Consider the following 12,292-nt stretch of genomic DNA (forward strand, 5'->3'; position numbering starts at 1 on the left):
GGCACTCATTGCGACAGGTCATTGCCGTTGATGGCCGTGGCCAATTGCTCGATGCCATCGAACATGCGCAGGCTCGCCTGCATGGCCATGGCGTCAAGAATGATGATGCGGTTGTGCTTCACCGCGTCCATGTTGCGCGTCACCGGGTCAGTGCGCAGGAAGGCGAGTTTCTTTTCATAGTCGTCGGCGGGGAAGCGTCGACGGTCCATGCGCGCGATGACGAGAAAGGTTGGATTAGCCTTGGCGATGGTTTCCCAGCCGACCGTTGGCCACTCTTCATCGGACTCCACCACGTTACGCACGCCGAGGGTGCTGAGCATGAAATCGGGAACGCCTTTGTGCCCGGCCACGAACGGCTCGATGTCCATTTGTGCGCTGGAAAACCAGACCAGCGCGCTGGCATCCTTCAGCTGTTTGCCTTGGGCTGTGGCAATCGATTTGGCGAGGCTGGCTTTGAGCTCGTCGTTGAGCTGCTGGCCACGCTCCTGAACATCGAAGATCTGCGCCAGTTGGCTCACGCTTTTGTAAATCGTCTCGATGCGAAACGGCGCCAGTCGCGTGCCATCGGCGCCGACGAGGTTGTCCTTGGCTTCGCAATCGGAAGGCAGCAGGTAGGTCGGAATCTTCAGTTCATGAAATTGCTCGCGAGTGCCGACCGCGCCTTGCGGGCCGACCATCCATTCCAGCTCCACGGCGACCAGTTCCGGGCGCTTGCCGATCACCGATTCGAAACTTGGCTCGTTGTCAGCCAAACGCTCGATCTTGTCGTCCTGGGCTTTGTATTTGGCCAGCACATTGTTGAACCACAACGAGGTGCCGACGACTTTGTCGCCCAGGCCCATGGCGTAGAGCATTTCCGTGCCGGCCTGGCCGATGGTCACGGTGCGCGTCGGTGCGTGCTGGAAGGTCAGGGTGCTGCCGCAGTTTTCGACCGTCAGCGGATAGACCGTCGGTGCCGCATGCGCCATGGCGCCAAAGCTCAGGCCGGTGATCAGGGTGGCAACGCGGGGCAGCAGCATGGGGCAGTCTCCAGGGGAACCGTACGGGAGCGGGAGAGTACGGATTGGAAACACACCATCGAACGCAGTCAGGAAAACAGCGCAAGGCCGGGCAGCCAACGAAGACGCGCACGGCACGATGTCCTTCCCGGACACCCCGCCGGTTAGTAATCACTGTGCCGGCAGGTCTCCTGACTGATGCGTCATCGCCTGGCTCCGGCCTTCCCGGGATTCACCCAGTGGCAGTCGTGGAGCAGGCTCGGCATCTACAGTTGCGGGGGCAGTTCCGATCAGTGCTGAGCAAGCACCTCGGATTCCCTGTTAGTCCCGTTCGGGAACCGGCGGCGGCATGGTAGTCGATCGAGCCGCTGAAGGGGAGACGAATCTGCCGTGACGAGGATTAGTGCTGGCTCATCAAACCGTGCAACACGCCTAAACGCAGGCCCGGTTCGGAGGGCAGCATTTGCGCGATGCCGAACACCTTGAACGCCGCCAGCATCAACACCAGACCGCCGGGCAGAATGCTTTGACGATGCGGTTGCAGCCCGGCCAGTTTCAGTTGCTGGACGTTGTTCACCTTCAGCAGAAGCAACGACAGGCGCAGCAGTCCGCCGTAGGTGATGCCGTCCTGACCGTAGTCGTTGAGGCGATTGGCCTTGAGCACTTTGGCCAGCATGCGCGCGGTGCCGGACGAACCGATGGTTTGCTGCCAGCCCTGAGCGCGATAGCGTCGGGCAACCTTTTCAAACTGCAGGATGGCGAAGCGTTCGGCCTCCTGTAGCGCACCGGCGGACACGTCACCGCCGCGAAAGAAGCGCGTGCTCAAGGTGCCGCTGCCAATGGCGATGCTTTCGGTGAGCAATGGTTGTGAGCCTTGGCCGAGGATCAGCTCGGTGGAGCCGCCGCCGATGTCGACCACCAGGCGCAGGTCTACGGCGCTCGGCAAGGCGTGGGTCACGCCGGCGTAGACCAGTCGCGCCTCTTCATGGCCGCAAATGACGTCGATGGGAAAGCCCAGATGCCGCTCGGCACTGGCCAGAAACAGTTGCGCATTGTCGGCCTCGCGCACTGCGCTGGTCGCCACCGCGCGAACCCGGCCGGCCTCGAAACCGCGCAGCTTCTTGCCGAACCGCGCCAATGCCTGCCAGCCGCGATCCAGTGCCAACGCATCCAGCGCACCACCATCAAAACCTTCGGCGAGACGCACGGGTTCACGCAGGGTTTTCACTTCCTGAATCTGCAAGCCCTTTCGACTGCGCACTGACTGGCCGATCATCAGGCGAAAGGCGTTCGAACCCAGGTCGATGGCGGCAAACAGCGAGGCGTCGTCTTTCATGGGAATCCTTGCAATGCATCCGTCGCGAGGCTCAAGACGGTTTGCGAGGATTCTGCCGTGATCTTGATGACATCCTGATGACGGGGTGGGGGCGGTTCAATGAATTTGGTGCTGTCATGACACTGTCATTATCCGGCGTCTATGCTGAGGCCAATACATCGCGTGTTCTTAAAGTTTTTGCTGCCAGTTTTGGCAGCTTTTTTTTTGCCTGCGATTTGGCTGTTGATCGTCCCCACGCTCCGCGTGGGAATGCCTGTTGGGACGCTCCGCGTCCAGTGACGCGGAGCGTCACGGGCTGCATTCCTACGCGGAGCGTGGGAACGATCAGCCTGTGTGTTTGCAATTTTGGTGGGGGCTTGGCTAATATACGATCCATATACACATCGTATCGGATTCATATATGGGCATCGTAAAGATTTCAGAGGACATGCACGAGAACCTGCGTATCTCCAGCAACGCCCTCAGCCGCTCGATCAACGCGCAGGCCGAGCACTGGATGCGCATCGGCATGCTCGCCGAACTGCACCCCAACCTCGACCACAGCGCCATTTGCCGCTTGCTGATCCGCGCCGAACAGAACGGCGGGCTGGATCTGCAACAACTGACTCAGGAAGCCGTCAGCGCATGAGAAACCAGATCAAGATCAACACCCCGGCCGACATCGCCCAATCGCGTGCTGCCGGCAAACTCGCCGCTGAAGTGCTGGCGATGCTGGTGCCGCATGTGAAGGCGGGCGTCACCACTGACCAACTCGATCAGCTGTGCAACGACTACATCGTCAACGTGCAGAAGGCGGTGCCGGCCAACGTCGGTTATCACGGTTTTCCGAAAACCGTGTGCGCCTCGGTCAACGATGTGGTGTGTCATGGCATCCCATCGGGGACGCCGTTGAAGGATGGTGACATCGTCAACCTCGACATCGCGGTGATCAAGGATGGCTGGTTCGGCGACACCAGTCGCATGTACGTGGTCGGTGAGGCGACGCCTGAAGCGCAGCACCTGATCAAGACCACTTATGACGCGATGTGCGCGGGTATTCGTGTGGTGAAACCAGGTGCGACGCTGGGTGATATCGGCCATGCGATCCAGACGCTGGCGGAGAAAGAAGGCTTCAGCGTGGTGCGCGAGTATTGCGGGCACGGGATTGGCAAGGTTTATCACGATGAGCCGCAGATTCTGCATTACGGCTTTCCCAATCAGGGCATGAAGCTCAAGGCCGGGATGATTTTTACCGTGGAGCCGATGCTCAATGCCGGCAAGCGCCATGTGAAAAACATGCCGGATGGCTGGACGGTGCTGACCAAGGATGGCTCGTTGTCAGCGCAGTGGGAGCATATGGTGGCGGTGACGGAGACGGGCTTCGAAATCCTCACGGCGTGGCCGGACGAAATCGAAGGCTACCGCGCTATTGTCTGATACCGCGTCGACTGTTTCCCTCACCCTAGCCCTCTCCCAGAGGGAGAGGGGACTGACCGGGTTGTTTTGGCGTTATACATCGACTTGAAAGTCCTGAGTCGAACTCAGGTCCTGAAAAGCCCCCGATCGGCTCCCTTTCCCCCTCGCCCCCCTGGGGGAGAGGGCTGGGGTGAGGGGGTAGATATCACAGACAACACGCTATCAGTGAGAACCGGCAGCTTTGTTGAGGTCGCTTTCGGTCCATTCGGTGTAGACGCAGGCATCAGCGGTGGCCCAGCGCACTTGCACCGGATCGCCAGCCTTGAGCGGCATGCCGGCGGCGGACAATGCTTTCACTGTCATTGATGTGCCGCCCGAGGTGACCACGCTGCAAGTCTGGCTCTCACCCAGAAATAGCACTTCCACAACCTTCGCTGAAACCTCATTCCAACCCGACGGCAACGGTTCGCTAATCGCCTGCGCCACGCTCAACGCCAGTGCCTTTTCCGGCCGCACCATCAGCAACACATCCTGATCGGTGTGCAAACCAGCGGTCAGTCGAATCGACAATGACTGTCCTTCAAACGAAGCCGCCGCATTGCCCTGCGCCTTGAGCTTGAGGAAGTTCGAATTGCCCAGAAACGACGCGACAAACGCATTCGGCGGATTCTGATACAGGTCATAACCGCTACCCAGACCAACAATCTTGCCGTGACTGAAAATCGCAATGCGTTGCGACAAGCGCATGGCTTCTTCCTGGTCGTGGGTCACGTAAACGATGGTGATGCCCAGACGACGGTGCAATTGGCGCAACTCATCCTGCAGATCTTCACGCAGCTTTTTATCCAGCGCTCCGAGTGGTTCGTCCATCAGCAGAATGCGTGGCTCATAGACCAAGGCACGGGCGATGGCGACTCGTTGCTGCTGGCCGCCAGACAATTGCGAAGGGCGGCGATGGGCGAACTGCTCAAGCTGCACCAGTTTCAACATCGCATCGACGCGCTTGTCGCGCTCAGCCGCCGCGAGTTTGCGAATCGCCAAAGGAAACGCAATGTTGTCGCGCACCGACAAATGCGGGAACAGCGAATAGCGTTGAAACACCATGCCGATGTCACGCTTGTGCGGCGGCACATTGACCAGCGACTGACCGTTGACGAGAATCTCGCCGCTGCTCGGCGTTTCAAATCCGGCGAGCATCGACAACGTCGTGCTTTTGCCTGAGCCGCTGGAGCCGAGGAAGGTCAGGAACTCGCCGTCCTTGATGTCCAGCGAGATGTTGTCGACGGCGGCAAAATCGCCGTAGTGCTTGTTCAGGTTGCGCAGGCTGACCAGGGGTTTGTCGTTCTGCTGGGATGCGTCTTTGATCACGGCACTCATGTCGTACTCCTGGGCGCTCAGGCGCTGATTTCGTTGCGCCGGCGCAGAGCGGCGGCGATGACCATGACCAACACCGACAAGCCGATCAGCAGCGTCGAAGCGACGGCGATCACTGGCGTCAGGTCCTGGCGCAAGGTGGTCCACATTTTCACGGGAAGGGTTTGCAAGGTCGGGCTGGCCATCATCACGCTGAGCACCACTTCGTCCCACGAAACGAGGAAAGCAAAGAGGGCGCCGGCGACCATGCCCGGACGAATCGCCGGGAAGGTCACCTTGAACACCGCTTGCAGGCGTGAAGCACCGCAGATCACCGCCGCGTCTTCAATAGACTGATCGAACAGCTTCAGCGAGTTGATGATCGAGATGATGGTGAACGGCAACGCGACAATCACATGGCTGACCACGAAGGCGAACATGGTCCCGGTGTAACCGAGCTTGAGGAACAGCGCGTACACCGCCACAGCAATGATCACCAGCGGCACGATCATCGGCAGGGTGAACAGGCCGTAGAGCATTTCCCGGCCGGGAAAACGTCCGCGCACCAGCGCAAATGCAGTCGGCAGACCGAGGGCCACGGCGCAGATCGTGGTCAGCACAGCAACCTTGAGGCTGGCCGCGGCGGCGTTCATCCAGTCGGGGTTGGAGAAGAACTGGCCGTACCATTTCAGCGTCCAGCCCGGCGGCGGGAATACCAGCCACTGCGAGGAGCCGAACGACAGCAGCACGATGAACACGATCGGCAACAGCAGGAACAGACCGATCAGCCCGGTGGTTGCATACAAGCCGAAGCGCATGCGTCGGCTCATCGCATTGGGGGTCAGGAGCATGTCGGCTTACCTCGCGTTACTGGCGCCAACCGGGGATTCCGGCTGAAGCTTCAGGTAGAAGTAGAACAGCACCAAAGTGATCGCGATCAGCAACGCGGCGCCGGCACTGGCCAGGCCCCAGTTGAGGAACGATTGCACCTGCTGAATGATGAACTCCGGCAGCATCATGTTCTGCGCACCGCCGAGCAGCGCCGGGGTGACGTAGTAACCGAGCGACATGACGAACACCATCAAGCCACCGGAGGCCAGACCCGGCCGGCACAGCGGCAGGAACACCCGGAAGAAGTTGCTCCACGGACTGGCGCCGCAGATCGAGCCGGCCTGCAGGATCATCGGGTCGATGGCCTGCATGGTTGCCTGCAACGGCAGGACGATGAACGGGATCATGATGTAGCTCATGCCGATCACCACGCCGGTGAGGTTGTGCACCATTTCCAGCGGCTGATCGATGATGCCCATCGCCATCAAGGCTTTGTTGATCACGCCGGACGCTTGCAGCAGCACCAGCCACGAATAGGTGCGGGCGAGCAGGCTGGTCCACATCGACAGCAGCACGATGTTGAGAATCCAGCGACCCCAGCCACGCGGCACCAGGGTGATCGCCCAAGCCAGCGGAAAGCCCAGCAGCAAGCTGAACAGCGTCACCAGCCCGGCCACCGAAAAGGTGTTGAGCAGCACCCGGGCATACGCCGAGTTGGCGAACAGTTGCTCATAGTTGCCAAGACCTGGCGTCGGTTCGAGCACGCCGCGCAACAGCAGGCCAATCAACGGCGCGAGAAAGAACAGGCCGATGAACAGCAGCGCTGGGGCGAGGTTGCCGGCGCCGCGCCAGCGTTGTCTGAGGGACGGGGCTTGCTGCATCGCAACCGCCTGTGTTCCGTGGGCCGAGCCGGCAGCGCCGTTGGCGCTCCCGGTGGCAGTGGAGGGACGGGACGCGGTGGCCGCCATTTTCATTTGACCAGCCATTCGTTCCACCGTGTCGCGATGGCCTGGCCGTTTTTGGCCCAGTACGCGAAATCAAGAGTGATCTGATCCTTAGCGTAGGCAGTCGGCAGGTTGGGGGCCAGCGTCGAATCCAGACGCTCCACACTGTCGAGGTTGACCGGGGCGTAGGCGGTCAGGTTGGAGAAGTCGGCCTGGCCTTTGGCGCTGCTGGCGCTGGCCAGAAACTTCATCGCCGCGTCCTTGTTTTTCGAGCCCTTGGGGATGACCAGAATGTCGGCCATGACCAGGTTCTGTTTCCAGCTCACGCCGACCGGGGCGCCGTCTTCTTGCAGGGCGTGAATGCGACCGTTCCAGAACTGGCCCATGCTCGCTTCACCGGACGCCAGCAGTTGCTGCGACTGCGCGCCGCCGCCCCACCAGACGATGTCTTTCTTGATGGTGTCGAGTTTTTTGAAAGCACGATCCAGATCCAGCGGGTAGAGCTTGTCAGCCGCTACGCCATCGGCCAGCAGCGCCAGTTCGAGCACGCCAGGGCTTGGCCATTTATACAGGGCGCGTTTGCCGGGGTAGGTCTTGGTGTCGAACAGCGCGCTCCAGTCCTGCGGCTTGTTGGCGCCGAGTTTGCCCTCGTTGTAGCCGAGGACGAAGGAGAAGAAGAACGAGCCGACGCCGTGATCGCTGACGAAACGCGGGTCGATCTTGTCGCGCTGAATCACTTTGAAATCGAGGGGTTCGAGCAGGCCTTCAGCCGCGGCGCGCAGGGCGAAGTCGGCTTCGACATCGACCACGTCCCACTGCACGTTGCCGCTCTCGACCATGGCTTTGAGTTTGCCGTAGTCGGTCGGGCCATCCTGCACGACGGTGATGCCGCTGGCCTTGCTGAACGGATCGGCCCAGGCCTGTTTCTGCGCATCCTGGGTGCTTCCGCCCCAGCTGACGAAATTCACGCTTTCGGCAGCCATTGCAGCCTGGCCGGTGACGCTGAGCAGTCCCGCAAAAAAGATCGCGGTTGCAGCTTTGTTCAACACCATGTTCACGCCCTCATTGTTGTGTTTTTGAGCGGGCTTGCGTTGTTGCCCGCCTATCGGGAGCAGTAGATGGACGTTCGTTGGAGCGTCCGGTCTATGGAATATCATATTATGGTATTCCAAGCTTTGTGCAAGCACTTTGCCTTACCGGTTATCTGGCCGGGCGGTTATTTGATGCGTTCGGCTTGGATGTTTTTTGTGAATGTTAGATCCAGCCCCTCACCCCAGCCCTCTCCCTTCGGGAGAGGGGGCCGATCGGAGGCTGTTCAAAACCTGAGTTCGGCTCGGTATCTCAGGTCGGTGTATAGCGACTAAACAACTCGGTAGGCTCCCTCTCCCTCCGGAAGAGGGCTGGGGTGAGGGCAGCTTTATTCAGTGAACGGAATACTCTCGACCACCTCCAGGTCATACCCGGTCAGGCCAGCGTATTTCAGAGGAGGGCCCAGGTGACGCAGCTTGCCAACCCCCAGATTCTGCAGAATCTGCGCCCCAGTCCCGACCTCCGAATAAATCCGCGATTGCGAACGGCTGAACTGCCGCGGCGGCTGGGTCAGTTGCGGCACCCGCTCCAGCAACGCCTGCGACGACTCATGATTGGCCAACACCACAACAACCCCATGTCCCTCAGCCGCAACCCGTTGCAGTGCCGCCCACAGCGTCCAGTTGGTCGGCCCGCTATATTCCGCGCCAACCAGATCCCGCAGCGGATCAATCACATGCACACGCACCAGCGTCGGCTCTTCGCGGCGCAGATCGCCCATGACCATCGCCATGTGCACGCCGCCCTCGATGCGATCCTCAAACGTGATCAAACGGAACGTGCCATGCACCGTCGGCAGCTCGCGTTCGCCAATCCGTTCGATGGTGTGTTCGGTGCTCAGGCGGTAGTGGATCAGATCGGCGATGGTGCCGATCTTGATCCCGTGCTTGCGCGCGAACACTTCCAGATCTGGCCGACGGGCCATGGTGCCGTCGTCGTTCATCACCTCGACAATCACCGAGGCCGGAGTGAAACCGGCCAAACGCGCCAGATCGCAACCCGCTTCTGTGTGACCCGCGCGAGTCAGCACGCCACCTTCCTTGGCGCGCAACGGGAAGATATGGCCGGGCTGCACCAGATCTTCAGCGCGAGCATTCGGCGCGACGGCGGCGGCAACCGTGCAGGCGCGATCCGCCGCGGAGATGCCGGTGGTCACGCCAACCGCCGCTTCGATCGACACGGTAAACGCGGTGCTGAACACGCTGCCATTGGCCGGCACCATTTGCTCCAGACCCAAACGCTGGCAATGTTCGTCGGTCAGGGTCAGGCAGATCAGCCCGCGCGCTTCACGGGCCATGAAGCTGATGGCCTCGGGCGTGCAGCGGTCGGCGGCCAGCAGCAGGTCACCTTCGTTTTCGCGGTCTTCGTCATCGACCAGCAAGACCATTTTGCCGAGACGATAATCTTCGATGATTTCTTCGATGCTGTTGAAGGCCATGCTGGACTCTCAGGGTTCGTTGGAAATATATTGGTATACCATAATACAAAATTAACAAAAGAGGTCACTATGAAGGCGTACTGGATAGCTCATGTGGATATAGCCGATGCCGATCACTACAGCCAATACACCCAGCGCGCGCCGGCAGCCTTCGCCGCGTACGGCGCGAAGTTTCTGGCAAGAGGCGGGCGCAGCGAGGCGATGGAAGGACGCAAGACGCCGCAGCGCAGCGTGGTGATCGAGTTTGAGAGTTACGAAAAAGCCGTGGCGTGCTACCACTCGGCGGCGTACCAAGAGGCGAAAAGTTATCGCGAAGAATGGGCGAGGGCGGAGATCATCATCGTTGAAGGCATCGCCCCACTCTGAAACCTACGGTATTGATCGTTCCCACGCTCCGCGTGGGAATGCCTCTTCGGACGCTCCGCGTTCGGCTTTGAAAGGGACGCGGAGCGTCCCGGGCTGCATTCCCACGCGGAGCGTGGGAACGATCAGATGGGGCACCGGCAAGGGGGGATGAGATCAGCGGATGAAGTGGATCTTGCCGCTGTCGTCATTGCCCATGTAAATCCCGTACACCCCAGCCTGGCGCTCTTCGATATAGCGCTCAAGAATCTGCCGGATCGCCGGGTAATAGATCTGTTCCCACGGAATCTCTTCAGGCGCGAAGAATTTGTAATCCATGGTTTCGGGGCCGTACTGCCCGGTGATCTCCAGTGCGATCGCACGGAAGATGATGTACACCTCGCTGATCTTCGGCACGCTGAAAATCGAGTACGGCGAGACGATTTCCGCGCGTACACCGCTTTCTTCCCAGACTTCGCGGATGGCCGCTTGCTCAGTGGTCTCGCCGCTTTCCATGAAACCGGCCGGCAGCGTCCAGGTGCCCGGGCGCGGTGGGATCGCGCGTTGGCACAACAGGTATTTGCCGTCCTGCTCGATGATGCAGCCGGCGATGATCTTCGGATTGACGTAGTGGATGTAGCCGCAGCCGCGACACATCAGGCGCTCGTGCGTATCGCCCGCCGGTATCTGCTGACCGAGGTCAGGGCCACCGCATTTCGGGCAATAGCTCGGGCTGAACATATCAGTGACCTATACGGGGTTCTTTCAAGGCGATCGGCAGGGTGATTGGCGGGGTAGCCCCGGTCTCTTCCTGTTTGCGCTTGAGATAGTCGAGCGCCACGGCAGCAGCGGCGCGAACGTGATCAACACAGGCCTGATGCGCCGCCAGCGGATCGCCGCTTTTGATCGCCTCGACCATTTTTTCCATTTCGTGGTTACTCGCGCCACGACGGTTTTCCTGGGAAACCGAGGTCGCGCGCAGGTAGCTGATGCGCGCCTGCAACTGACGCAACTGAGTCGCCGCGACATGGTTGCCCGAGCCTTCGAGCAGCACATCGTAGAAGCCCTGCACCGAGTCGATCACCTGCTGCAATTCGCCGTCCTTCAACGCCTTGCGGTTGTCGTCGAGGGCCTTTTCCAGGGCTTTGATGTCCTTGGCCTTGGCGCGCAGGGTGAACAGCTGGACGATGAGACCTTCCAGTACACAACGCAATTCGTAGATATCGACGGCATCGGCGAGGGTGATGATCGCTACGCGCGGGCCTTTGGCATCGGCGAACTCGACCAGGCCTTCGGATTCCAGGTGACGCAAGGCCTCGCGCACGGAGGTGCGGCTGACGCCAAGGCGATCACACAGATCGCGCTCGACCAGACGATCGCCGGGCATGAGCTGGAAATTCATGATCGCGCTACGCAGTTTATCCAGCACGATTTCGCGCAGGGTAACGGGGTTGCGATTGACCTTGAAGCTGTCGTCGAGTGGCTGGCGTTTCATGGGGTCCGCTCTTTAAGTTGGCTGTCCATGCCAGACGGGCATCTAAACAGCCGAGGGGTTGACTGAGGCTTCGGCGTCGGCTTCGGCAAAGGCTTCACGGGCCAGCCGGAAACTGTCCACGGCTGCCGGAACGCCGCAATAAATGCCGACCTGAAGCAGAATTTCGCGTATTTGCTCACGACTCAGGCCGTTACGCAAGGCGCCGCGCACATGCAGCTTGAGTTCATGCGGACGGTTGAGCGCCGAGATCATCGCCAGGTTGATCATGCTGCGCTCTTTGAGCGACAACCCCTCGCGCCCCCAGACATGGCCCCAGCAGTATTCGGTGACCATTTCCTGGAGTGGGCGGGTGAAGTCGTCGGCGTTGTCGATTGAACGCTGCACATAGGCTTCGCCGAGCACCTGAGTGCGGATTTTCAGGCCTTTTTCGTACTTTTCGTTACTCATCATTCCTCCTGTGACCACAAATCCCTTGTAGGAGTGAGCCTGCTCGCGATAGCGGACTGACATTCAACATGGATGTCGACTGATCCACCGCTATCGCGAGCAGGCTCACTCCTACAGGGTTTTGTGTGAATCCGTCAGGCCAGGGTTGGCAGGGGGCCGAGCTTGCCTTTGTGGTAGATCATCGGTGTCACCGGTTGCGCCGGCAGGATCAGGTTCTTCACCGCGCCAACGATGATCGCGTGATCGCCACCATCGTATTCCCGCCACAACTCGCACTCGATGATCGCCGTGGCCTTGGCCAGAATCGGGTTACCCAATTCGCTTAAATGCCACTCGATGTCTTTGGCCTTGTCCTTGCCTTTACCGGCAAACGCATAGGCCTCAGCCGTCTGGTCAGCGGACAGCAAATGGATCGCGAATTTCTTGCTGTCACGCAACACCGGGTAGGTGTCGGAAGCATAGTTGGGGCAGAACAGCACCAGCGCCGGGTCAATCGACAGCGCACTGAAGGCACTGGCGGTGATGCCGACGATCCCGCCTTCGGGGTCAACGGTGGTGACCACCGTGACGCCGGACGGGAACGAGCTCATGACGTCTTTGTAAATGCCGGGTTCGATCATTTCG

Annotated in this window: 14 protein-coding genes and 1 riboswitch; of the genes, 3 read left to right on the forward strand and 11 right to left on the reverse strand. The window is 60.2% G+C overall.

Annotated elements, in window-relative coordinates; translation table 11 throughout:
- Positions 1–5 precede the first annotated feature (5 nt).
- Together PspS49_RS12540 and PspS49_RS12545 are read right to left on the reverse strand one after the other, a co-directional pair.
- A complete protein-coding gene (locus PspS49_RS12540; RefSeq protein WP_160039539.1) occupies positions 6–1,019 on the reverse strand; it encodes an ABC transporter substrate-binding protein in 1,014 nt (337 codons plus the stop codon).
- 142 nt (positions 1,020–1,161) lie between these two features.
- Positions 1,162–1,356, reverse strand: a riboswitch (cobalamin riboswitch).
- A 42-nt stretch (positions 1,357–1,398) separates the two neighbouring features.
- On the reverse strand, positions 1,399–2,334 hold the full coding sequence (locus tag PspS49_RS12545; RefSeq protein ID WP_160039541.1) for a Ppx/GppA family phosphatase: 936 nt from the start codon (positions 2,332–2,334) through the stop codon (positions 1,399–1,401).
- Between the two features lie 400 nt (positions 2,335–2,734).
- Here PspS49_RS12545 and PspS49_RS12550 point away from each other — a divergent pair, with 400 nt between their 5' ends.
- Both PspS49_RS12550 and map read left to right on the forward strand, forming a co-directional pair.
- Positions 2,735–2,962: a ParD-like family protein gene (locus PspS49_RS12550; RefSeq protein WP_007918027.1), complete on the forward strand. Its 228-nt coding sequence runs from the start codon at positions 2,735–2,737 to the stop codon at positions 2,960–2,962.
- Positions 2,959–3,750, forward strand: coding sequence for a type I methionyl aminopeptidase (gene map / locus PspS49_RS12555; protein ID WP_077573263.1), 792 nt, complete (start codon positions 2,959–2,961; stop codon positions 3,748–3,750). The genes PspS49_RS12550 and map overlap by 4 nt, the downstream gene beginning before the upstream one ends.
- A 201-nt stretch (positions 3,751–3,951) precedes the next feature.
- Here map and PspS49_RS12560 read toward each other — a convergent pair whose 3' ends face one another.
- The 5 genes from PspS49_RS12560 to ribBA all read right to left on the reverse strand — a co-directional run bounded on the left by PspS49_RS12560 (position 3,952) and on the right by ribBA (position 9,384).
- On the reverse strand, positions 3,952–5,106 hold the full coding sequence (locus tag PspS49_RS12560; RefSeq protein WP_134173701.1) for an ABC transporter ATP-binding protein: 1,155 nt from the start codon (positions 5,104–5,106) through the stop codon (positions 3,952–3,954).
- A 17-nt stretch (positions 5,107–5,123) separates the two neighbouring features.
- Complete coding sequence (locus tag PspS49_RS12565; protein ID WP_007918021.1) at positions 5,124–5,933, reverse strand: ABC transporter permease; 810 nt, start codon at positions 5,931–5,933, stop codon at positions 5,124–5,126.
- A gap of 6 nt (positions 5,934–5,939) precedes the next feature.
- Entirely contained in the window at positions 5,940–6,887 is a 948-nt protein-coding gene (locus PspS49_RS12570) for an ABC transporter permease (protein ID WP_174245114.1), read from the reverse strand.
- Positions 6,884–7,909: an ABC transporter substrate-binding protein gene (locus PspS49_RS12575; RefSeq protein WP_008088087.1), complete on the reverse strand. Its 1,026-nt coding sequence runs from the start codon at positions 7,907–7,909 to the stop codon at positions 6,884–6,886. The genes PspS49_RS12570 and PspS49_RS12575 overlap by 4 nt, the downstream gene beginning before the upstream one ends.
- 365 nt (positions 7,910–8,274) lie before the next feature.
- On the reverse strand, positions 8,275–9,384 hold the full coding sequence (gene ribBA, locus PspS49_RS12580; RefSeq protein WP_095050094.1) for a bifunctional 3,4-dihydroxy-2-butanone-4-phosphate synthase/GTP cyclohydrolase II: 1,110 nt from the start codon (positions 9,382–9,384) through the stop codon (positions 8,275–8,277).
- Between the two features lie 69 nt (positions 9,385–9,453).
- On the opposite strand from ribBA, the gene PspS49_RS12585 reads away from it, so the two are divergent.
- Positions 9,454–9,750, forward strand: a complete 297-nt coding sequence (locus PspS49_RS12585) for a DUF1330 domain-containing protein (protein ID WP_160039543.1) — start codon at positions 9,454–9,456, stop codon at positions 9,748–9,750.
- A 153-nt stretch (positions 9,751–9,903) separates the two neighbouring features.
- On the opposite strand, the gene PspS49_RS12590 is transcribed toward PspS49_RS12585, so the two are convergent.
- The 4 genes from PspS49_RS12590 to PspS49_RS12605 form a co-directional block, all read right to left on the reverse strand.
- A complete protein-coding gene (locus tag PspS49_RS12590; RefSeq protein ID WP_160039545.1) occupies positions 9,904–10,467 on the reverse strand; it encodes an NUDIX hydrolase in 564 nt (187 codons plus the stop codon).
- Position 10,468: 1 nt separating this feature from the next.
- A complete protein-coding gene (locus PspS49_RS12595; RefSeq protein ID WP_099758791.1) occupies positions 10,469–11,221 on the reverse strand; it encodes a GntR family transcriptional regulator in 753 nt (250 codons plus the stop codon).
- Positions 11,222–11,263: 42 nt separating this feature from the next.
- A complete protein-coding gene (locus tag PspS49_RS12600) occupies positions 11,264–11,668 on the reverse strand; it encodes a carboxymuconolactone decarboxylase family protein (RefSeq protein WP_016984498.1) in 405 nt (134 codons plus the stop codon).
- 134 nt (positions 11,669–11,802) lie between these two features.
- Complete coding sequence (locus PspS49_RS12605) at positions 11,803–12,288, reverse strand: flavin reductase family protein (RefSeq protein ID WP_016984497.1); 486 nt, start codon at positions 12,286–12,288, stop codon at positions 11,803–11,805.
- Between the last annotated feature and the right edge of the window lie 4 nt (positions 12,289–12,292).

Source organism: Pseudomonas sp. S49, from assembly GCF_009866785.1.
In the GTDB taxonomy this organism is placed as follows: Bacteria; Pseudomonadota; Gammaproteobacteria; order Pseudomonadales; family Pseudomonadaceae; genus Aquipseudomonas.